We start from the raw sequence: 20,302 nt of genomic DNA, 5'->3' as shown, positions 1-20,302 counted from the left end.
GAAAACGTGTGGGCCAAAAGGTAAATCCAGTCGGATTGCGGGTAGGTATTATCCGTGATTGGGAATCTAAATGGTACGCAGGCAAGGACTTCGGCGATCTTCTTCTGGAAGACGTTAAAATCCGTGAACACCTGAAAAATAAATTGAAAGAATCCGCTGTATCTCGCATCGAAATCGAGAGAGCGGCTAACCGTGTGAACGTTACTATCCACACTGCTAAACCAGGTATGGTAATTGGTAAAGGCGGTTCCGAAGTTGAGAACCTGCGCAATGAAATTACTAAAATCGCTGGCGGCAAAAAAGTTCACATCAACATTTCCGAAATCAAAACTCCAGATCTTGACGCGATTCTCGTCGCTGAAAGCATTGCACAACAATTGGAACGTCGCGTTTCTTTCCGTCGTGCTTTGAAACAAGCGATCCAAAGAACTATGCGTTCTGGTGCAAAAGGAATTAAGACAGCAGTCAGCGGTCGTCTTGGCGGTGCTGAAATTGCTCGTACAGAAGGCTACAGTGAAGGAACTGTTCCACTTCATACGCTTCGTGCCGACATCGACTACGGAACGGCTGAAGCTCATACGACCTATGGCCGTATCGGCGTAAAAGTATGGATCTATCGTGGAGAGGTTCTTCCTACGGCTAAGAAACAAGCTGCTCAGGAAGGAGGCAACTAATCATGTTGGTACCAAAACGTGTAAAACACCGCAAACAACAACGCGGTAGTCTTAGAGGTCAAGCTAAAGGCGGCACTGAACTGAACTTCGGCGAATTCGGCCTGCAAGCTACAGAACCATCATGGATCACTAACCGTCAGATCGAAGCAGCGCGTATCGCGATGACTCGTTATATCAAGCGTGGCGGTAAAGTATGGATTAAAATTTTCCCTGACAAACCGATTACTCAGAAGCCTCTTGAGGTTCGTATGGGTAGCGGTAAAGGTAACGTTGAGAAATGGGTCGCAGTTGTTAAACCAGGTAAAATCCTGTTTGAACTTGCTGGTGTATCGGAAGAAATTGCTCGTGAAGCGATGCGTCTTGCTGCCCACAAACTGCCGATCAAAACAAAGTTTGTGAAACGTGAAGAATTGGGTGGTGAAGCAAATGAAAGCTAATGAACTTCGCAACTTAACCACTGCTGAGATCGAACAAAAAATTGCCGGATTTAAAGAGGAACTCTTTAACCTCCGTTTTCAATTGGCTACAGGTCAGCTTGATAACCCTACTCGAATCCGTGACGTGCGCAGAGAAATAGCTCGTGCTAAAACCGTTTTACGTGAAAGAGAACTTGGGATTTCCAGTTAAGATAATTGCTGCAGATTAGCAGCGCCCGAACTCAGGAAGGAGGCCAACCATGAGCGAACGTAATGCCCGCAGAGTGCAAATTGGTAAAGTAGTCAGCGACAAAATGGATAAAACCATCGTAGTAGCTGTTGAAACTTACAAGAAGCATGACCTGTATCACAAGCGTATTAAATATACGAAAAAGTTCAAAGCGCATGACGAGAACAACACGGCTAAAATCGGCGACGTTGTAAGAATCGTTGAGACTCGCCCGTTGTCCAAAGACAAACGCTGGAGACTTGCTGAAGTAATTGAAGAAGCGGTTATTATCTGATTGCACGGTAGCTTAACCGAAAGGAGGAAATTTCAATGATTCAACCATTTACACGTTTGGCTGTTGCTGACAACTCCGGCGCGAAGGAATTGATGTGTATCCGCGTATTGGGCGGTACAGGACGTCGTACAGCTCAAATCGGTGACCTGATCGTTTGTTCCGTAAAACAAGCAACACCAGGCGGCGTTGTCAAAAAAGGTGATGTTGTTAAGGCGGTTGTTGTTCGTACAAAACGTTCCGTTCGTCGTAAAGACGGATCTTATATCGCATTTGACGAAAACGCAGCGGTTGTTGTTAAAGAAGATAAGAGCCCACGCGGTACTCGTATCTTTGGACCAGTTGCTCGTGAACTTCGCGACAAGGACTTCATGAAGATCGTTTCCTTGGCTCCGGAAGTTATCTAATCAACACCCCAAAGTTTCGGCTTTGCTATTAAGGTTTAGCCAAATGCTTCGGGGACCCCGATAAATTGGAGGTGTAATAGATGCCTAGACTGAAAAAGATTTTGGAGTCTCATAACAATAAACTTCACGTGAAAAAAGAAGATACTGTTATCGTGATCAGCGGTAAAGACAAAGGTAAAAAAGGCCGCGTCATCGCTGCTTACCCTCGTGAGAACCGCGTTCTGGTTGAAGGTGTGAACATGGTGAAGAAACACCAGAAGCCTAACCAACTGAACCCGCAAGGCGGAATCATCGAGAAAGAAGCTCCGATCCACGTTTCCAACGTAATGCATGTTGATCCTAAGAGCGGAAAAGTAACCCGTATCGGTTACAAAACATTGGACAACGGCAAAAAAGTGCGTGTAGCTAAACGATCCGGAGAAGTGATCGATTAATTCACTTATGTAAGAAAGGAGGAACACCATTCATGTCAGCAAGACTTAAAGAACGTTATCTGAACGAAGTAACACCTGCTTTGGTTCAAAAGTTTAACTATACAACAGTTATGCAAGTGCCTAAAATCGAGAAAGTCGTTATCAACATGGGTGTAGGTGACGCGGTTTCCAACTCGAAAGTGCTTGACGCAGCTGTAGCTGAATTGGAACTGATCGCTGGTCAAAAGCCAGTTATCACAAGAGCGAAAAAATCCATCGCCGGATTTAAACTTCGCGAAAACATGCCGATCGGCGCAAAGGTAACTCTTCGCGGCGAGCGTATGTACTACTTCCTCGACAAATTGTTTAACGTAACACTTCCACGCGTTCGTGACTTCCACGGCGTGTCGAACAAAGCGTTTGACGGTCGCGGCAACTACACACTGGGCCTCAAGGAACAATTGATCTTCCCTGAGATCGAGTATGATAAAGTTGATAAAGTACGCGGTATGGACATCGTTATCGTAACTACGGCAAAAACGGATGAAGAATCCCGTGAATTGTTGACTCAACTTGGAATGCCTTTCGTTAAGTAATAAATTCAAGATTCTCCGAAACCAATTAGGAGGTGTCAGGCTAAAGTGGCTAAAACTTCGATGAAAGTAAAACAACAACGCACACCTAAGTTCAAAGTAAGAGCTTATACTCGTTGCGAACGTTGTGGTCGTCCACATTCAGTCCTGCAAAAGTACAAAATTTGCAGAATTTGTTTCCGTGAATTAGCTTATAAAGGCCAGATCCCTGGCGTGAAAAAAGCAAGCTGGTAATTATCAAGATCGGGAAGGAGGTTTACACGAATGACTATGTCAGATCCTATTGCAGATATGCTTACTCGTATTCGTAACGCCAACACTGTGCGTCACGAAACAGTAGAATTGCCTGCATCGACGATTAAGAAACAAATCGCTGAGATTTTGAAGCGTGAAGGTTTTATCCGCGACGCGGAATATATCGACGACAACAAACAAGGGATGATCCGTATCTTCTTGAAATACGGCCCTAACAATGAGCGTGTTATTACTGGTCTGAAAAGAATCAGTAAACCAGGTCTGCGCGTTTACACGAAGAGCAACGAAGTTCCTCGCGTACTCGGCGGTTTGGGAATCGCGATTATCTCGACATCGAAAGGTGTTATGACCGACAAAGAAGCTCGCCAGTCCAAAGCCGGCGGCGAAGTTGTCTGCTACGTTTGGTAATAAACGTCACAAAACAAGGAGGTGCAGCAAATGTCCCGTATTGGTCGCAAACCAATTACAGTACCAAGTGGTGTGGATGTCACACTGAATAACACGGTTATTACGGTTAAAGGTCCTAAAGGATCTTTGAGTCGTGAACTTCATAAAGACATGAAGGTCGTGGTTGAGGGCAACGTCATCAACATTGAACGTCCTTCTGATAATAAATTGCATCGTTCCCTTCATGGTACAACACGTAGTGTTGTTAACAACATGGTAAGTGGTGTAACAGAAGGTTTCTCCAAAAACCTTGAACTGGTGGGTGTCGGTTACCGCGCAAGCTTGTCCGGCAAGAAGATCGTCCTGAACGTTGGATACTCCCATCCAGTTGAAATCACGCCTGAAGACGGTATCGAATTCGAAGTCCCTTCGAATACAAAGATCATCGTTAAAGGTATCGATAAAGAGCGCGTAGGTGCTTACGCTGCTAAAATCCGTTCCGTACGCGAACCTGAACCATACAAAGGTAAAGGTATCAAATACGAAGGCGAACGTATCATCCGCAAAGAGGGTAAAGCTGGTAAGAAGAAATAATCTTCTTTACCGCGGCCCCCTCTGGCTTTTTAATGTTAGTTTGGTTGCATCGTAATCCGAAAGGAGTGAAATGAAACTCATGATTACAAAAGGCGATAAGAACAAAGCACGTTTGAAAAGACACCTGCGTGTGCGTAAGAAAGTTCAAGGAACAGCTGAGCGTCCAAGACTGAACGTTTACCGTTCCGAGAAACACATCTATGCACAATTGATCGACGACGTAGCTGGTGTAACTTTGGCTTCTGCTTCTACAGTTGACAAAGAATTGGCTTCCGAAATCGGCAACGGCGCGAACGTTGAGTCTGCTCGTAAAGTTGGCGCACTGCTTGCTAAACGTGGTCAAGATAAAGGCGTTAAAGTTGTGGTATTTGACCGTGGAGGTTACTTGTACCATGGACGTATTCAAGCTCTGGCTGACGCAGCTCGCGAAGCAGGCCTTGAATTCTAAGACATTCTCAAAAGGAGGTAAACGACTTGCGTGTAGATCCGAATACTCTTGAACTGACTGAAAGAGTTGTAAACATTAACCGCGTTGCTAAAGTAGTTAAAGGCGGACGTCGCTTCAGCTTCAGCGCACTGGTAGTTGTCGGCGACGGCAAAGGCTGGGTAGGCGCTGGTATCGGTAAAGCTGGCGAAGTTCCAGACGCGATCCGTAAAGGCATCGAGGATGCTAAGAAAAACCTGGTTCATGTACCACTCGTGGGTACAACGATCCCTCACCTTGTAACTGGTCACTTCGGCGCTGGCCGTGTATTGTTGAAACCAGCTTCTGAAGGTACTGGGGTAATCGCTGGTGGACCAGTTCGTGCTGTGCTCGAATTGGCTGGTGTAGGCGACATTTTGACAAAATCTCTTGGTTCTTCGAATTCCATCAACATGGTCAACGCAACTTTGGAGGGCTTGTCCCGTCTGAAACGCGCTGAAGATGTGGCGAAATTACGCGGTAAAACCGTCGAAGAACTTCTCGGTTAAGGAGGGAATCCAAGTGGCAAAACTTCAAATTACCCTCGTACGGAGTTTGATCGGCCGTCCGGAGAACCAACGTACAACTGTTAATACTTTGGGTCTTCGCAAAATCAACCAAACCGTGACTCATGAAGATAATGCTGCCATCCGCGGCATGATCAACCATGTAACTCACCTGGTTAAAGTTGAAGAGCTTCAAGACTAATCTTCATAGAATTACTGACATTTCATTAAGGAGGTGCAACGAACGATGAAGTTACATGAACTTTCTCCAGCTCCTGGTTCCCGTAAAGAACGCAAACGCGTTGGTCGTGGTACAAGTAGCGGTATGGGTAAAACTTCCTCCCGTGGTCACAAAGGTCAAAACGCCCGCTCTGGCGGTGGCGTGCGTCCTGGCTTCGAAGGTGGTCAAAACCCATTGTATCGTCGCTTGCCTAAACGTGGTTTCGTCAATCCTACCCGTAAAGAGTATGCGATTGTGAACCTGGAAACTTTGAACAACTTTGCTGCGGATACTGAAGTGACTCCTGAGCTGTTGTTTGCACAAGGGATTGTGAAAGACGCAAAAAGCGGAATCAAAATCCTTGGCAACGGCGAAATCACTGTTAAGCTGACTGTTAAAGCTAACAAGTTCTCTCAATCTGCGGTAGAGAAGATCGAGGCTGCCGGCGGTAAAACCGAGGTGATCTAATGTTTAAAACGGTTAAGAATATATGGCATGTTAAGGAACTCCGTAACCGGATCCTGTTTACATTATTTATCTTTATTATTTACCGGATCGGTACTTTCGTACCGGTACCGGGTGTTAATAAAGACGTGTTTAACTCCACGAATAATGCCGGCAGTGAATTGTTCGGACTTTTGAGCACCTTTTCCGGTGGGGCATTGAAGAATTTCTCGATCTTTGCCCTCGGGATCATGCCGTATATTACTTCATCGATCATCGTACAGCTGCTTTCGATGGATGTCATTCCGAAGTTGGCTGAATGGGCTAAGCAAGGTGAACAAGGGAAGAAGAAATCAGCTCAGCTTACTCGTTATGGTACGGTAGTGCTTGGTCTGATTCAATCGTTTGCAATGGCTATCGGGTTTAACCGCTTGTATGGCACAGAGATGGTACCAAACGCTACGTTTGTGGATTATCTTCTGATTGCAATTGTATTGACGGCAGGTACTTCGTTCCTGATGTGGCTGGGTGAGCAAATTACTGAAAAGGGCATCGGCAACGGGATCTCGATTATCATCTTTGCCGGTATCGTGGCTGCAATTCCGCAGCATATTCAGTCGATTGCTCAATCTGATTTCATCAAAGATGGCCAAACCTTCTACAATGCGATGAAGACAGTGATCATCTTGATCATTTGTGTTCTGATTGTTATTGGTGTTGTTTACATTCAACAAGCCATCCGTAAAATTCCGGTACAATATGCTAAACGTGTAGTTGGTAACAAAATGTATGGTGGACAAAATACGCACATCCCGCTGAAAATCAACGCGGCTGGCGTTATTCCAGTAATCTTTGCGGTATCGCTCCTGCAGTTCCCGGTTATTATCGCGAACTTCTGGTCGACACATGCTTGGGCACAGTGGATTACCACGCATTTGAGAACCAGCGATCCGCTTGGTATCGTATTGTATGTTATCATGATCATCGGCTTTACCTTCTTCTACACCTTCGTTCAGATGAATCCAACTCAAATGGCGGATCAGATGAAGAAAAACGGCGGATATATTCCGGGCATTCGTCCGGGTAAAACGACGGAGAAGTACTTGGTACGGGTTATGTCCCGTTTGACAATGACCGGTGCGCTTTTCCTGGCTGTGGTTTCTATCCTTCCGGTTGTATTCGGAGCTTTGGCTGGACTCCCGCAGTCGGTGCAAATCGGCGGTACTTCGCTGCTGATCGTCATTGGTGTAGCACTGGATACGATGAAGCAGATCGAAAGCCAATTGATCAAACGGCATTACAAAGGATTTATTAAGAAGTAGGCGACAGGTTCCAGGATCGGGGTTGTGCTTTATGATCTCGCCTGGCGCCTTTCGTGCTGTTTCATGCAGCATCTGTTAGTTAGAGAGAGGGAGCGATAAAGCATGAACATTTTATTCATGGGACCTCCTGGAGCAGGAAAAGGAACACAAGCAGAAGTTATTGTCGGTACATTCGGCATTCCTCATATTTCTACAGGCGATGCTTTTCGCTTGGCGATCAAGCAGGGAACGCCTGTTGGCCTTAAAGCCAAAGAATATATCGATCAAGGCTTGCTGGTGCCTGATGATGTGACCGTGGGTATTGTTCGCGAGCGTTTACAGCAGCCCGATTGTGAAAAAGGTTTTCTCTTGGATGGTTTTCCAAGAACTCTTTCACAAGCGGAGGCTCTGGAAGAGCTGCTTTCCGAACAAGGCCGCAGCCTGGATCATGTTATTAACCTGAAAGTGGACCGTAATAAATTGCTGGCGCGTCTGACCGGACGCCGCATTTGTAAAAATTGCGGAACTACTTATCATGTGATCTTTAATCCTCCTAAACAGGAAGGTGTTTGTGATAAATGCGGCGGTGAGCTGTACCAGCGATCGGATGACAATGAAGAGAGCGTAGGTACTCGACTCGACGAATATATCAACAAAACAGCACCACTCCTCAAGTTTTACGAAGATAAAGGTGTACTGCGTGAAGTAGACGGTGAACAGGAAATTGGTACGGTATCGGAAGACATCGTATCCTTATTGCGAGGTTAGGTTAATGATCATTATTAAATCCGAAACGGAACTGGGCTTTATGAGAGAAGCAGGGCGGATCGTAGCGGAAACGCATCGGATCTTGGCTCAAGCGATCGAGCCGGGCATTACGACGGGAGAACTTGATCAGATTGCCGATAAATACATTCGCAGTCAAGGCGCAGTGCCATCTTTTAAAGACTATAACGGTTTTCCTTACAGCATTTGCGCTTCGGTTAACGAAGAATTGGTGCATGGATTTCCCGGCAAACGTAAGTTAAACGAAGGCGACATCGTCACATTTGATATCGGTGCTGAGTACCGTGGTTATCACGGAGATTCTGCCTGGACTTATCCGGTCGGTAACATCTCTGATGAAGCTCAGAAACTTCTTGATGTAACAGAAGGCTCTTTGTATGCCGGTCTTGAACTTGTGAAACCGGATGTCCGCTTGTTTACAATTTCTCATGCGATTCAGACCTATATTGAGAAAGAAGGGTTTTCCGTCGTTCGTGAATATGTCGGTCACGGCATAGGCACTGAACTGCACGAAGAACCACAAATTCCAAACTATGGGGTCCCTGATCGCGGACCAAGATTGAAGCCAGGTATGGTTCTTGCCATCGAGCCGATGGTCAATGCCGGCAAGCGTTATGTAAGAACGCTTGAAGACAATTGGACAGTTGTAACAGTTGATGGATCTCTATGCGCACACTTCGAACACACGGTCGCCGTGACGAAGGATGGTATGGAAATACTCACAAAGCTGAATGCTTAGCAGGTGGGGTATTTGGTAGATTACAAAACTGGACAGATCGGGCAGCTGGTTAGAGTGCTGAAAGGGAAAGACGCTGGTTCCATTGGCGTGATCGTAGAGCGGATTGATGATAAGTTCGTTCGGATTGCCGATGGTGACAAACGCAAGTTTGATCAAGCCAAGCGAAAGAACCTGCAGCATCTGGAGCTAATGTCTTGGATAAGCGAAGAGGTTGTGAACAGTTTAAATGAAAACGGTCGGGTAACGAACGGAAAATTGCGTCATGCAGTTATATCGTTCAAACAATTCACCGATACTAGAACCGAAGAGAAAGGAGACTGACTTTGGCTAAAGAGGATGTCATTGAAGTCGAAGGTACGGTTATCGAACCGCTGCCGAATGCTACTTTTAAGGTAGAGCTTGAGAACGGTCATCAAATCCTTGCCCATGTTTCCGGTAAGCTGCGGATGCACTTCATCCGTATTCTGACGGGAGATAAAGTGGTCGTACAATTGTCGCCTTACGATTTGACCAAAGGCCGTATTACTTACCGTAAATAGATTCCATTACCGCTTTTCAATAGATTTGTGGTATACTAATAAAGTTGGGCTTTCATGAAGCCTCATAAGGCTCGCTTTAAGGAGGTAATTAAAATGAAGGTAAGACCTTCTGTGAAGCCAATTTGCGAGAAATGCAAAGTCATTCGCCGCAAAGGCAACGTTATGGTAATTTGTGAAAATCCTAAGCACAAACAAAAACAAGGTTAATTAAGAAGGGGGTGTAGCGTAAAATGGCACGTATTGCTGGTGTGGATTTGCCACGTGATAAACGCGTTGAGATCGCCTTGACTTATATTTTCGGAATCGGTAAGACGACTTCCCAGAAAATTTTGGCTGAAACAGGCATCAGCCCGAACACTCGCGTTCGGGATTTGACGGAAGATGAAGTTGGCAAATTACGTGAAACGATCGACAAAATGGTTAAGGTAGAAGGCGACCTGCGTCGTGAAATTTCCTTGAATATTAAACGTTTGATTGAAATCGGATGCTATCGCGGTGTTCGTCACCGTCGTGGCCTGCCTGTTCGTGGACAACGTACTAAGACCAATGCTCGTACTCGCAAAGGTCCTCGTCGTACTGTAGCGAACAAGAAGAAATAAGAAGGGGGGATAACAGACAATGGCAAAACCAAAAAAAGTCGTACGTACTAAACGTCGTGACCGTAAAAATATTGAATCTGGTGTGGCTCATATCCGCTCCACTTTCAATAATACGATTGTAACGATTACCGATCCACACGGAAACGCGATCTCTTGGGCAAGTTCAGGCGGTCTCGGTTTCAGAGGTTCCCGGAAATCGACTCCATTTGCCGCGCAAATGGCTGCAGAATCTGCTGCTAAAGCTGCAATGGAACATGGCATGAAAACCGTCGAAGTTATGGTTAAAGGTCCTGGCGCCGGCCGTGAAGCTGCGATCCGCTCGCTTCAAGCTGCAGGCCTCGAAGTTAACATGATTAAAGACGTAACTCCAATCCCGCATAACGGGTGCCGTCCTCCAAAACGCCGTCGTGTCTAATTGAAGCCAGCCTTTAGTGTGGTATAACGGCATCAGTATTTGGAAACAATGGATGTTTAGGCATACTACATGAACTTAACTCACAGGTAGAGTTTCATTAGGAGCGACGCTTCGAAGGAGGGTAATGCAGTGATAGAAATCGAAAAGCCAAAAATTGAAACCGTAGATGTTAACGAGAACGGTACTTATGGGAAGTTCGTAGTCGAACCGCTGGAACGCGGATATGGTACGACATTGGGCAACTCGCTTCGGCGCATTTTGTTGTCCTCTCTTCCGGGTGCTGCGGTAACTTCGGTTCAAATCGATGGTGTTCTTCATGAATTCTCAACGATTCCTGGCGTAAAGGAAGACGTTACGGAAATCATTCTGAACCTGAAAGCTCTCTCGCTCAAAATTCATTCGGACGAGGAGAAAGTGCTCGAAATCGATGTTGAGGGCGAGGGCGTTGTCACTGCAGGTGATATTCGTGCGGATAGCGATGTTGAAATTCTGAATCCGGATCTCCATATTGCAACTATGGGTCCTGGTTCCAGACTTCATATGCGTATCTTTGCAAACCGCGGACGCGGTTACGTACAGGCCGACAAGAATAAACGTGAAGATCAGCCGATCGGAGTCATTCCAGTCGATTCGATCTATACGCCGATCTCCCGTGTGAACTACGTAATTGAGAACACACGTGTCGGACAAGTGACGAACTACGACAAGCTCACCATGGAAGTTTGGACGGACGGAAGCATTCGTCCAGAAGAAGCGGTAAGTCTTGGAGCCAAGATCCTTACCGAACATTTGTATCTGTTCGTTGGTTTGACTGACGAAGCTAAAGATGCAGAGATCATGGTTGAGAAGGAAGAAGACAAGAAAGAAAAAGTGCTTGAGATGACGATTGAAGAACTCGATCTCTCGGTTCGGTCTTATAACTGCTTGAAACGTGCAGGTATTAACACCGTTCAGGAGCTTACTACGAAAACGGAAGAAGATATGATGAAGGTGCGTAACCTTGGTCGCAAATCTTTGGAAGAAGTTCAAGAGAAGCTTCAAGAGCTCGGACTTGGTCTCCGTTCGGAGGACTAAGCCTCGTCGGTCTAAGCTTTTGACAAGGGAGGGAAAAACAGATGGCATACCAAAAGTTGGGACGCGACTCCAGCGCTCGTAAAGCTTTGTTTCGCGACCTGGTAACAGATTTGTTCTTGTACGAGCGTATCGAAACTACTGAAGCTAAAGCTAAAGAGGTTCGTTCGATCGCCGAGAAACTGATTACAAAAGCAAAACGTGGTGACTTGCACGCTCGTCGTCAAGTTGCAGCTTACGTTCGTCGCGAATCCATCGACGGAGAGCAGGATGCAATCCAAAAGCTTTTCGCTGAAATCGCACCTCGTTACAACGAACGTCCAGGCGGATACACTCGTATCCTGAAACTGGGACCTCGTCGTGGTGACGCAGCTCCAATCGTTTACTTGGAACTGGTTGACCGCGCATAGGGTTACATTTCTAACCTGGCTGTAATGATAAACTCTCTGTAGCAGCTGCCGCTTGGCTCAGCTATCGGAGAGTTTTTCTGTTTAAGCTCCCTCCAAAACGAGGATGAACAACAGGTGGAGGACAATAAGTTGCGTAATCTATTGATGACAGTCTGTTATGACGGAACCAACTATTACGGGTTTCAGACACAACCGGGCGGAAATACCGTGCAGGATTGCATTGAAGAGGCTATAAAGGGATTAACGGGTGAAACCATTAAAATCCATGGTTCGGGGCGAACGGATGCAGGTGTGCATGCGCGTCAGCAGCCGTTTCATTTTATAACTTCCTCCAGTATCCCGCTTGAGCGATGGCGTATGGCTTTAAACGGTCGTCTGCCTGCCGATATCCGCATCGTTGATGCTAGCGAGGTATCGCTTGAATTCCATTCTAGACGTTCTGCGAAAAGGAAAACCTACCGGTATACCATAAACGGTAACCGGGTACCGGATGTGTTCTGGAGAAACTATCAGGTTCATCATCCCGGCAGGCTGGATACAGACGCCATGCGTCAAGGACTTGGTTATCTTGTCGGTACACACGACTTTACTTCGTTCGCTTCGCGCCATTCCACCAAAGCCAGTCATGTCCGCACCATTTATGAGGCGACGCTGGAGGTGGATACCTCTCCTGTTTATTCTGGCTCAAATGAGCAGGGTATCATTCATATAATGCTCACTGGGAATGGATTCCTCCAGCATATGGTCCGTATTATTGTCGGTACGCTGCTTGAGGTAGGAGAAGGGAAACGCAAACCGGAGGACATGAAAGCGATTCTTGAAGCGGTAGACCGCAAAGCGGCAGGGCCTACTGCAGAGAGTAAAGGACTAATGCTCTGGAGCGTGGAGTACGATGCAATAGAGATGGAAGGGACAAATTTAAGCAATTAAAATATCCGTTCTGTGAAACCGCGCCTTGATCTATACGTATATCCTACAAAAGGCTAAGGAGGGCTCTATTTCATGAAATGTCCGGTTTGTCACGATGTGCGTATGAAGGAAGTCCAGAAAGATGGTGTCTTGATCGATGTATGTCCGGAATGCAAAGGGGTTTGGCTTGACCGCGGGGAGCTCGATAAGCTGCTTGGTGGAATCCGCGAAATTCGACCTGCATTTAATGAGTGGTCAGAAAGCCGCGGCCATTATGACCACGACGATGAGGATGACAATGATTACAAGCGCCGTTCAACTAATCCCTCATATAAAGAAGGCAAAGGATATGACTCTCACCATGGACAGGGGCACTATAAGCCGAAGAAGAAGAAATCTGTTCTGGATGTGTTTGGAGACCTTTTTGATTAAAAATGGATCCAGAATGTTGAATCAGCATAGCCGATTTCTACATTCGATAACATGACGGGTGACGCGTGGAGTTTATCAGGAAAAAAGCTGATTTTACGCTGAATAAATACTCAAAAATGCTTGCGTATTTACTTTCTATCCTGTAGAATATAAGTTGTGTTTTCTTGATGGCTATCCCACGGCCCCCAGTCAAGATACGCGCTAATTGTTAGACGGAATGCTTTATCTAAACATGAATAATCAACGAACGAATATAAATATGCGGATGATGAGCGGAAGGTTATACCGAAGCTTAACCGTATACTAAAAGACGATTTGTGATGAGAATGAAGGAGGATCTTTTCATGCGTACCACCTATATGGCGAAGCCAAACGAAGTTGAGCGCAAATGGTACATCATTGACGCTGAAGGCAAAACTTTGGGTCGTTTGGCAAGTGAAGTAGCTGCGCTGATCCGCGGCAAACATAAACCACAATTTACTCCTCATGTAGATACTGGGGATTTCGTAGTTGTTATCAACTCCGAGAAAATTGCTTTGACCGGCAAGAAAATGCAAAACAAGAAATACTACCGTCACTCCCTGCATCCAGGTGGTTTGAAAGTGACAGTAGCTCAGGACCTGATCAAAACTAAACCTGAGCGTATGATCGAATCTGCTGTACACGGCATGCTGCCTAAGACACGTCAAGGCGAGAAAATGAAGCTGAGACTGAAAGCATATGCTGGCACTGAGCATCCACATGCAGCACAAAAACCAGAAGTTTACGAACTTCGCGGATAATTAAAAGGGAGGACAGTTTCATGGCACAAGTACAATACTATGGGACAGGTCGTCGTAAACATTCGGTAGCTCGTGTTCGCCTTGTACCGGGTGAAGGACGCATTGTCATCAATAAACGTGATATCAACGAATATTTCGGTTTGGAAACTCTCAAACTGATTGTAAAACAACCTTTGAACCTGACTGAAACATTGAACAGCTACGACGTTATCGTTATCGCTAACGGCGGCGGCATCTCCGGTCAAGCCGGTGCAATCCGTCACGGTATCTCCCGCGCTCTGCTGAAAGCAGACCCTGAGTTCCGTCCTGCTTTGAAGAAAGCCGGATTCCTGACTCGTGACCCACGTATGAAAGAACGTAAGAAATACGGCCTCAAAGCAGCCCGCCGTGCTCCTCAGTTCTCGAAACGTTAATATCCCTTGTGTATCAAGGATTCAAAACCCTTGGCCTTTATGGCCAGGGGTTTTTGTTTGCTTTCCTCTAATTTGTGTTATAAAGACAACAAAGCTTTGGACATGCGGCCAAAGCTTGTTTTTGATGGAGAAAGCTTGGCGGCCGTCCAGCGTTACACCGGTGTAGGGCCGGTTGTATAATCCTCAATGTCGGTTGAACCATAGAAAAATAAAACAACCAAAATAACAATAAAGATAACCGTTGTAAATCCGGCTCCATCAAATTCTTCCATAATCCCCCTCTTTTCTTCGGTTTAGGTAAGCTGAAGTGAGCATGAGCTACACATTACCCGTTTTTTTCCTCAAAGCTTCCAGGATGTCGTTCATCGTGGTCTCTCCGTTTTGGTCCATAAAACTCATGAGTTTATCTACATGGGAAGGATCGGTTTTCAATAAGGTATCATATCGGCCAATCAGGCTGATTACCAAAGAAGCCTCTCTAAACAGTTCTATGGAATCCACTTTCAATTTTCCGGTGAGCAGGAGGGCTGCAACAGCAAGCTCGATTTTGCCTGGGTTTTTAAATTTTAAATCCGATTTAGATTTCAAATCCGATTTAGAATTTGATTTTGCTTTCGTTTTAGAAGAGGGGGCTTTCCTCCCGTATTTTTGATTTTTTTGCGGGGCCACCACGGTTAACTCCCTTCCATAAGCATTTTCCCAAGCGTGCTTGTTCGAAGACATTTGATTGTTGATTCAATTTATGCTTAGGTCATAAAAATGCGAGGGACAAAGAGGCATTTTTCGTATTTAGCATTGACATATATTAGGTGGAATGTTAACTTAACTTTAATAATTCTTATTTGTTTAGTTGGACTTGTCTGCGTTAAAGGAATACAGGATAACTGTAAAGAAGTTTAGGAGGGCGATACGGATGAATTTGCTTGAGAAAGAGCGGTTGATTGCGGAACAGGCGGTTGCACTAGAAAATGCCAGCGCGGAGGAAGTCATTGCCTGGGCGGTTGAAACTTTTCCAAACATTACTTTTGCCTGCAGCTTCGGGGCCGAGGATGTTGTGTTAGTGGATATTTTGCAAAAGGTTAGCCCGAAGACCGATATTTTCTATCTGGATACGGACTACCATTTCAAAGAGACTTATGAAACTAGAGACGTTCTGGCTGACCGTTACGGCCTTGAGTTTGTACGCGTATCCCCTTTGCTGACTCCCGAAGAGCAGGCTGACCAGCATGGTCCGGAGCTGTGGAAGAGCGATCCTACCGGATGCTGCAATATCCGCAAAGTGGAGCCTCTGACGCGTATTTTGTCCCAATATGAAGCGTGGATTACAGGCATTCGCCGCGATCAAGCGCCTACCCGGGCCAATGCCAAGAAGATTGAATATGATGTGAAGTTTGGCCTGGTTAAATTTAACCCCATTGCGGATTGGACCTCTGAAGATGTGTGGAACTATATCCGCGAGAATGAGGTTTTTTACAACCCACTGCATGATCAGAACTATCCAAGCATCGGCTGTGAGCACTGTACACGCCAGGTGATGCCGGGTGAGGATCCAAGAGCAGGACGCTGGTCGGGCTTTGAGAAAACAGAATGCGGATTGCATAAATAAGGGGGCTGGCAAAAGGATGACGGCAATTTTACCTCACGGCGGTACTTTGGTGAACAGAATCAGCACAGGTGCGGAGCGGGAAGAGCTGCTGCAGAAAGCGGCAGATCTGCCGCACATTGCGGTCAGCAGCTGGGCGGTATCTGATCTGGATTTGATCGGGGTGGGGGCTTTTTCGCCCTTGACGGGCTTTCTGAATGAAGAAGATTACCGTTCTGTAGTGGACAAGATGCGTCTGGCAGACGGCACAGTGTGGAGCATACCGATCACCCTCTCCATTACAGAGGAGGAGAAGAGCAACCTCTCCATTGGCGGACAGGCTGCACTTGTAGGGCAAGACGATGGCATCGTATACGGATTGCTTGACGTTCAAAGTATCTACAGCGTAGATCAGCAGGAGGAAGCGCGCAGGGTGTTCAAGACGGACGACCCCGAGCATCCCGGCGTGAAAAAGCTTTCGGAGCGCTCACCCCTCTACGTGGGCGGTCCGGTGACCGTGCTGAACCGTCCGGCTCCGGAACGGTTTCAGGAATTTTATTTCGACCCGGAAGAGACACGGCGCATCTTTGCCGAGAAAGGCTGGAGAACGGTAGTCGGTTTCCAGACCCGTAATCCGGTGCACCGAGCCCATGAATACATTCAGAAGAGCGCGATGGAAATCGTTGATGCCTTGTTCCTCAATCCGCTCGTAGGTGAAACCAAGTCCGATGACGTTCCCGCAGATATCCGGATGAACAGCTATTTGGTCCTGCTGGAGAACTATTATCCACAGAATCGGGCGTTCCTGGGTGTGTTCCCGGCGGCTATGCGTTATGCGGGGCCGCGTGAGGCGATTTTCCATGCCCTTGTCCGTAAGAATTACGGCTGCACCCACTTTATCGTCGGCCGTGACCATGCAGGGGTAGGCGACTATTATGGCACCTATGAAGCCCAGGAGATCTTCAGCAACTTTACACCGGAAGAGATCGGCATTACGACGCTGTTCTTTGAACACAGCTTCTTCTGCCAAAAATGCGGCAACATGGCGACAAGCAAAACTTGTCCGCATGGTAAAGAATATCATCTTACTCTCTCTGGCACTAAAGTGCGTGCGCTGCTGCGTGACGGACAATGCCCGCCTCCGGAATTTACCCGTCCTGAAGTTGCTGAAGTGCTGATTAACGGCATGTCCGAACCTGCCGTGCGTTAAAGAGCCGTCAGCGGTTAACTCTTTTCAGCTCTTCGTCCGTTAAACGCATATTTGTCCACCTTGTCCCATATAGATGATTAGAGTCTATATGGGTACGGAGGTGGTTTTTTTATGAAGCCAAGAAAAACAGTCACGCTGTGGATTTCCCTCAGCAACGTCAAACGGATCGTGTTCAGCGCCGTTCTCCTCGCCCTTCTTGCGGGCATTTTGTTCTATGAGGTCCCTGCCCAAAAGGTATCCAACTACTGGAGTCTTCCGCTTGCAGGGAAAGTGATTGCTCTGGACGCTGGCCATGGAGGACCTGACGGAGGGGCGGCAAGCAAGGATGGCATTATCGAGAAGGACATCAACCTCTCTGTGGCGCTGTACCTGCGGGATTACCTGCAGCAGGCCGGAGCCGTAGTTTATATGACACGCGAGGAAGACAAAGACCTGGCCGACCCGGACACCAGCGGCTACAGCAAACGGAAAACCGAGGATTTGAAGAAAAGAGTCCGTCTGATTGAAGAGAAGGAAGCCAAGCTGATGGTAAGCATTCATATGAACAGCATTCCTTCGAACAAATGGAGAGGCGCCCAGACCTTTTACCATCCAAGCCATCCGGAAAGCCAGGCTCTAGCCGACCTGGTCCAGGAGGAGCTGCGCACCAATCTGGAAAATACCGACCGCGTTGCCAAAAGCGCCGATTACGTGTATCTGCTCAAGGAACTCAAGATTCCTTCGGTGCTGGTCGAAGTCGGCTTCCTGTCCAATCCGGTTGAGTCGAAGCTGCTTGGTGACGATGACTATCAACGTAAAGTGGCCGCCTCTATCTATAAGGGCATTCTGCGGTATGAAGCCGGTGAGAAAGCGAAACCTTCCACTTAATCCAGTGAATCATGTATAATATAAAGCACATTCTAAATAGTCCAAGCTTGAAATAGACAAATCGAGGTGCTTTCATGATTACAAAAGAGTGGATTTTGGCTGCGCTGAGACCGGTAGCCGATCCGAGGTTTGAGCAAAGTTTGGTTGAAATGCAGTGGATCAGAGACATTATGGTGAAAGAGAACCGCATTTCCCTAACGGTAGTGACGGCAGATCTTTCCGAGGATATGAAGGACAGACTCGATAATGAAATTAAAGCCCGCCTTACCCAGGCTGGAGCAGTGGACCTTCATGTCCGGTATAGAGAAGCTTCAGACAGCGAACGGGAAAAAGTAGGCCTCCCGCCTCAAAACGGCGAGGAAGCCAATGAAGTGGGTCCTGGAGGAGGCAGCCTCAAAGGACATGGCGTAGGGCTCGAGAAGCTTCCGCTCATGGATCCCGCCTCAGGCGTTACCTTTATCGCGGTGGCCAGCGGCAAGGGCGGGGTGGGGAAATCCACCATTACTGCTAACCTGGCCGTGGCGCTTGCTCGTCAGGGCAAACGGGTTGGCCTTATCGACGCTGACATTTACGGCTTCAGCATCCCTGATATGATGGGCATTGAGGAAGCTCCGCAAGTCGAAGACGGCGTAATTATGCCGGTTGAACGTTTTGGCGTCAAAGTGATGTCGATGGGCTTCTTCGTACGGGAAAATAACCCGGTCATCTGGCGCGGGCCAATGCTCGGCCGGATGCTGCGCCAGTTTCTGGCGGACGTCAACTGGGGCGAGCTGGACTTCCTGCTGCTTGACCTCCCGCCAGGGACAGGCGACGTAGCGCTGGATGTGCATCAGATGCTGCCGCAGACCAAAGAGATCATCGTTACTACTCCGCATGCTACTGCCGCGTTTGTAGCCGCCAGAGCGGGCGCTATGGCTTTGCAGACCGATCATGAGCTGCTGGGTGTGGTTGAGAACATGGCTTATTACGAATGTTCCTCCTGCGGGGAACGTGATTATATATTCGGCCGGGGCGGGGGAGCTAGACTGGCCGAAACGCTGCATACCGAGCTGTTAGCTCAGGTGCCGCTTGGCGCTCCGGACAACCATTTGTCTGAGCCTGATTTTTCGCCATCGGTTTACAAAGCAGATACCAAAACGGCGGCCATTTTTGCCGAAACAGCTTTGCACATCATCGAAAAATGCAAAAAGGACTGACCCATCAGGTCGGTCCTTTTTTCTTATCTTTAATGTTATGTTCGCCTTGTGAAGCCTTACAACTGAGCTTTAAGAGCTTCCGCTGCCGCCATTTCCGCCGCCTTGACCTTGGCCTCCGCTTTCTCCGCCGCTGCCGCCTTGACCTTGGCCTCCGCTTTGCTGTTCCTTATCGACCTCTGGCAGAAGCTGCTCCTGAACAACGGTTTTGAGCAGATCCATCACTTCCATTTTAAACAATGGATTCTGCATGGCTTCCTGCATGATCGTCATCGTCTGCTTCCGGTAATCAGATGTTTTGGTCAAATCCAGAAACATTTTGGCTACTTCAGGTGATTTCATGATATCCATCACGGACTTTTGGTAATTTGGATCTTTAATCAGCTGCATATGCAGCTCTTTGCTTTGGGTATTGATTACTTTAGCGAAATCCCCGGCAAATTGCGGGTCTGTCATGATTTTTTCAATCTCTTTTTTGTACTCGGGTGAGGTCATTGTTTCTTTAACTGCAAGCCTTACATCATTGTACGTTTGATTGGGCAGCAGCATCTTGATGCCTAAGGTTCCTGAACCGCCGGATCCTGAAGAACCGCCGCTTCCACCGCTTCCACCGCCTTCACCTCCGCCGGAATCGCTGGATTCGGAATCTCCCGATGATTCGGAGTCAGAACCTGAGCCGCTGGAACTCATACTGCTGGAAGTCCCCGAGCTCGAGGTGAGGGATTCCATAATAGCCTTTCTGCCCTCCTCGGTCTTTAGAATATCGATGACCATGGATTTAGTCTCTTTATAACCCCCTTGCTGAGGGGGGGATGAACTCTGCTCGGAACCGCAAGCCGTAAGAGGGATGATAAGCGTACAGATAAGACATAGCGTTCGGCAGTAATGGATTGCTTTCAAGGTTCGCTCCTCCTTTGCTTATGCTGTGGATAGTATGCGAACGGGAAAATTGAATTATTCCTGAGAATAAAAAACAACCCCGGAGTTCATCCGAGGCTGCTTCTAAAAGGTTTTATCCGCTCTTTGTCACTGCGCCTTCCAGGCTTAAAATCCAATGCCGGCAGCCGTTTCAAATTCCCGGCGAATCCAAGCCTGATCCTTGACCTCGGAACCCTTGGTATTGGCTTGGTCCAGCAGGTCGGATACGGAGACAAACTCATA

The 20,302-nt window shown here is 47.3% G+C and carries 35 protein-coding genes (1 of these 35 running past the window's edge); 32 read left to right on the top strand and 3 right to left on the bottom strand.

All coding sequences use genetic code 11. The features are described 5' to 3' along the window. Positions 1-8: 8 nt before the first annotated feature. The 28 genes from rpsC (at position 9) to rpsI (ending at position 14,289) form a co-directional block, all read left to right on the top strand. On the top strand, positions 9-674 hold the full coding sequence (rpsC, locus tag CBE73_RS11615; RefSeq protein WP_094094345.1) for a 30S ribosomal protein S3: 666 nt from the start codon (positions 9-11) through the stop codon (positions 672-674). A gap of 2 nt (positions 675-676) precedes the next feature. After that, positions 677-1,111 (top strand): 50S ribosomal protein L16, encoded by a 435-nt coding sequence (rplP, locus tag CBE73_RS11610; protein WP_068698226.1) that lies wholly within the window; start codon positions 677-679, stop codon positions 1,109-1,111. Further along, positions 1,101-1,301 (top strand): 50S ribosomal protein L29, encoded by a 201-nt coding sequence (rpmC, locus tag CBE73_RS11605; protein ID WP_068698224.1) that lies wholly within the window; start codon positions 1,101-1,103, stop codon positions 1,299-1,301. The genes rplP and rpmC overlap by 11 nt, the downstream gene beginning before the upstream one ends. Before the next feature lie 49 nt (positions 1,302-1,350). Further along, positions 1,351-1,614: a 30S ribosomal protein S17 gene (gene rpsQ / locus CBE73_RS11600; protein WP_094094344.1), complete on the top strand. Its 264-nt coding sequence runs from the start codon at positions 1,351-1,353 to the stop codon at positions 1,612-1,614. A 35-nt stretch (positions 1,615-1,649) separates the two neighbouring features. Next, positions 1,650-2,018 carry a 50S ribosomal protein L14 gene (rplN, locus tag CBE73_RS11595; RefSeq protein ID WP_068698221.1) on the top strand — a complete coding sequence of 123 codons (369 nt, stop codon included), beginning with the start codon at positions 1,650-1,652 and terminating at the stop codon, positions 2,016-2,018. Between the two features lie 80 nt (positions 2,019-2,098). Beyond that, the gene (rplX, locus tag CBE73_RS11590) at positions 2,099-2,452 is read left to right on the top strand and encodes a 50S ribosomal protein L24 (protein WP_068698219.1); all 354 of its coding nucleotides are present in this window, start codon (positions 2,099-2,101) and stop codon (positions 2,450-2,452) included. 32 nt (positions 2,453-2,484) lie between these two features. Further along, positions 2,485-3,027 carry a 50S ribosomal protein L5 gene (gene rplE / locus CBE73_RS11585; protein ID WP_094094343.1) on the top strand — a complete coding sequence of 181 codons (543 nt, stop codon included), beginning with the start codon at positions 2,485-2,487 and terminating at the stop codon, positions 3,025-3,027. A gap of 45 nt (positions 3,028-3,072) precedes the next feature. Further along, positions 3,073-3,258 (top strand): type Z 30S ribosomal protein S14, encoded by a 186-nt coding sequence (locus CBE73_RS11580; RefSeq protein WP_009226651.1) that lies wholly within the window; start codon positions 3,073-3,075, stop codon positions 3,256-3,258. A gap of 30 nt (positions 3,259-3,288) precedes the next feature. Next, positions 3,289-3,687, top strand: a complete 399-nt coding sequence (rpsH, locus tag CBE73_RS11575) for a 30S ribosomal protein S8 (RefSeq protein ID WP_094094342.1) — start codon at positions 3,289-3,291, stop codon at positions 3,685-3,687. 30 nt (positions 3,688-3,717) lie between these two features. Then, positions 3,718-4,260 (top strand): 50S ribosomal protein L6, encoded by a 543-nt coding sequence (rplF, locus tag CBE73_RS11570; RefSeq protein WP_068698213.1) that lies wholly within the window; start codon positions 3,718-3,720, stop codon positions 4,258-4,260. 79 nt (positions 4,261-4,339) lie between these two features. Beyond that, positions 4,340-4,708: a 50S ribosomal protein L18 gene (gene rplR / locus CBE73_RS11565; RefSeq protein ID WP_094094341.1), complete on the top strand. Its 369-nt coding sequence runs from the start codon at positions 4,340-4,342 to the stop codon at positions 4,706-4,708. Between the two features lie 26 nt (positions 4,709-4,734). Then, positions 4,735-5,232: a 30S ribosomal protein S5 gene (gene rpsE, locus CBE73_RS11560; protein ID WP_044482508.1), complete on the top strand. Its 498-nt coding sequence runs from the start codon at positions 4,735-4,737 to the stop codon at positions 5,230-5,232. Positions 5,233-5,245: 13 nt separating this feature from the next. Continuing rightward, positions 5,246-5,431, top strand: a complete 186-nt coding sequence (rpmD, locus tag CBE73_RS11555; RefSeq protein ID WP_094094340.1) for a 50S ribosomal protein L30 — start codon at positions 5,246-5,248, stop codon at positions 5,429-5,431. Positions 5,432-5,476: 45 nt separating this feature from the next. Next, complete coding sequence (gene rplO, locus CBE73_RS11550) at positions 5,477-5,917, top strand: 50S ribosomal protein L15 (protein WP_068698206.1); 441 nt, start codon at positions 5,477-5,479, stop codon at positions 5,915-5,917. Further along, a complete protein-coding gene (secY, locus tag CBE73_RS11545) occupies positions 5,917-7,215 on the top strand; it encodes a preprotein translocase subunit SecY (protein ID WP_094094339.1) in 1,299 nt (432 codons plus the stop codon). The genes rplO and secY overlap by 1 nt, the downstream gene beginning before the upstream one ends. Positions 7,216-7,317: 102 nt before the next feature. Further along, positions 7,318-7,962: an adenylate kinase gene (locus CBE73_RS11540; protein WP_094094338.1), complete on the top strand. Its 645-nt coding sequence runs from the start codon at positions 7,318-7,320 to the stop codon at positions 7,960-7,962. 4 nt (positions 7,963-7,966) lie between these two features. Further along, positions 7,967-8,719 (top strand): type I methionyl aminopeptidase, encoded by a 753-nt coding sequence (map, locus tag CBE73_RS11535; protein WP_094094337.1) that lies wholly within the window; start codon positions 7,967-7,969, stop codon positions 8,717-8,719. A gap of 12 nt (positions 8,720-8,731) precedes the next feature. Continuing rightward, positions 8,732-9,040: a KOW domain-containing RNA-binding protein gene (locus tag CBE73_RS11530; RefSeq protein WP_094094336.1), complete on the top strand. Its 309-nt coding sequence runs from the start codon at positions 8,732-8,734 to the stop codon at positions 9,038-9,040. 2 nt (positions 9,041-9,042) lie between these two features. Continuing rightward, entirely contained in the window at positions 9,043-9,258 is a 216-nt protein-coding gene (gene infA / locus CBE73_RS11525) for a translation initiation factor IF-1 (RefSeq protein ID WP_006212898.1), read from the top strand. Between the two features lie 93 nt (positions 9,259-9,351). Then, positions 9,352-9,465 (top strand): 50S ribosomal protein L36, encoded by a 114-nt coding sequence (rpmJ, locus tag CBE73_RS11520; RefSeq protein WP_003333770.1) that lies wholly within the window; start codon positions 9,352-9,354, stop codon positions 9,463-9,465. A 23-nt stretch (positions 9,466-9,488) separates the two neighbouring features. After that, complete coding sequence (rpsM, locus tag CBE73_RS11515; RefSeq protein ID WP_094094335.1) at positions 9,489-9,857, top strand: 30S ribosomal protein S13; 369 nt, start codon at positions 9,489-9,491, stop codon at positions 9,855-9,857. A gap of 19 nt (positions 9,858-9,876) precedes the next feature. Beyond that, a complete protein-coding gene (gene rpsK, locus CBE73_RS11510; RefSeq protein ID WP_094094334.1) occupies positions 9,877-10,272 on the top strand; it encodes a 30S ribosomal protein S11 in 396 nt (131 codons plus the stop codon). 129 nt (positions 10,273-10,401) lie between these two features. Then, positions 10,402-11,346 (top strand): DNA-directed RNA polymerase subunit alpha, encoded by a 945-nt coding sequence (locus CBE73_RS11505; protein ID WP_068698193.1) that lies wholly within the window; start codon positions 10,402-10,404, stop codon positions 11,344-11,346. A gap of 41 nt (positions 11,347-11,387) precedes the next feature. Next, a complete protein-coding gene (gene rplQ / locus CBE73_RS11500) occupies positions 11,388-11,753 on the top strand; it encodes a 50S ribosomal protein L17 (RefSeq protein ID WP_068698191.1) in 366 nt (121 codons plus the stop codon). A 129-nt stretch (positions 11,754-11,882) separates the two neighbouring features. Then, on the top strand, positions 11,883-12,683 hold the full coding sequence (gene truA / locus CBE73_RS11495) for a tRNA pseudouridine(38-40) synthase TruA (protein WP_094094333.1): 801 nt from the start codon (positions 11,883-11,885) through the stop codon (positions 12,681-12,683). A gap of 72 nt (positions 12,684-12,755) precedes the next feature. Beyond that, a complete protein-coding gene (locus CBE73_RS11490) occupies positions 12,756-13,094 on the top strand; it encodes a TFIIB-type zinc ribbon-containing protein (protein WP_094094332.1) in 339 nt (112 codons plus the stop codon). Between the two features lie 344 nt (positions 13,095-13,438). Then, positions 13,439-13,876, top strand: a complete 438-nt coding sequence (gene rplM / locus CBE73_RS11485; protein ID WP_094094331.1) for a 50S ribosomal protein L13 — start codon at positions 13,439-13,441, stop codon at positions 13,874-13,876. Between the two features lie 20 nt (positions 13,877-13,896). Continuing rightward, positions 13,897-14,289: a 30S ribosomal protein S9 gene (rpsI, locus tag CBE73_RS11480; RefSeq protein ID WP_068698182.1), complete on the top strand. Its 393-nt coding sequence runs from the start codon at positions 13,897-13,899 to the stop codon at positions 14,287-14,289. A 318-nt stretch (positions 14,290-14,607) separates the two neighbouring features. Here rpsI and CBE73_RS11475 read toward each other — a convergent pair whose 3' ends face one another. Beyond that, positions 14,608-14,958 carry a hypothetical protein gene (locus CBE73_RS11475; protein WP_229752871.1) on the bottom strand — a complete coding sequence of 117 codons (351 nt, stop codon included), beginning with the start codon at positions 14,956-14,958 and terminating at the stop codon, positions 14,608-14,610. Between the two features lie 244 nt (positions 14,959-15,202). On the opposite strand from CBE73_RS11475, the gene CBE73_RS11470 reads away from it, so the two are divergent. From CBE73_RS11470 to CBE73_RS11455, 4 genes are all read left to right on the top strand, one after another. Continuing rightward, the gene (locus CBE73_RS11470; RefSeq protein ID WP_094094330.1) at positions 15,203-15,895 is read left to right on the top strand and encodes a phosphoadenylyl-sulfate reductase; all 693 of its coding nucleotides are present in this window, start codon (positions 15,203-15,205) and stop codon (positions 15,893-15,895) included. A 16-nt stretch (positions 15,896-15,911) separates the two neighbouring features. Continuing rightward, a complete protein-coding gene (gene sat, locus CBE73_RS11465) occupies positions 15,912-17,081 on the top strand; it encodes a sulfate adenylyltransferase (protein ID WP_094094329.1) in 1,170 nt (389 codons plus the stop codon). A gap of 111 nt (positions 17,082-17,192) precedes the next feature. After that, positions 17,193-17,948, top strand: a complete 756-nt coding sequence (gene cwlD / locus CBE73_RS11460; protein WP_094094328.1) for an N-acetylmuramoyl-L-alanine amidase CwlD — start codon at positions 17,193-17,195, stop codon at positions 17,946-17,948. Between the two features lie 74 nt (positions 17,949-18,022). Beyond that, the gene (locus CBE73_RS11455; RefSeq protein WP_094094327.1) at positions 18,023-19,144 is read left to right on the top strand and encodes an Mrp/NBP35 family ATP-binding protein; all 1,122 of its coding nucleotides are present in this window, start codon (positions 18,023-18,025) and stop codon (positions 19,142-19,144) included. 69 nt (positions 19,145-19,213) lie between these two features. Here CBE73_RS11455 and gerD read toward each other — a convergent pair whose 3' ends face one another. Both gerD and pdaB read right to left on the bottom strand, forming a co-directional pair. Then, on the bottom strand, positions 19,214-20,041 hold the full coding sequence (gene gerD / locus CBE73_RS11450) for a spore germination lipoprotein GerD (RefSeq protein WP_373286405.1): 828 nt from the start codon (positions 20,039-20,041) through the stop codon (positions 19,214-19,216). A 144-nt stretch (positions 20,042-20,185) separates the two neighbouring features. Further along, a protein-coding gene (pdaB, locus tag CBE73_RS11445; RefSeq protein WP_094094326.1) for a polysaccharide deacetylase family sporulation protein PdaB crosses the window boundary here: on the bottom strand, positions 20,186-20,302 show its final stretch. The gene runs 696 nt beyond the window's last position; 117 of the gene's 813 nt are visible here — the last part of the coding sequence; its start codon lies beyond the right edge, outside the window; it ends in the stop codon at positions 20,186-20,188.

It is taken from the genome of Paenibacillus physcomitrellae, assembly GCF_002240225.1.
GTDB classification, from domain to species: domain Bacteria; phylum Bacillota; class Bacilli; order Paenibacillales; family Paenibacillaceae; genus Fontibacillus; species Fontibacillus physcomitrellae.
Note: the sequence above shows the minus strand (reverse complement) of the source record. Positions and strands in the feature narration are given on the sequence as shown.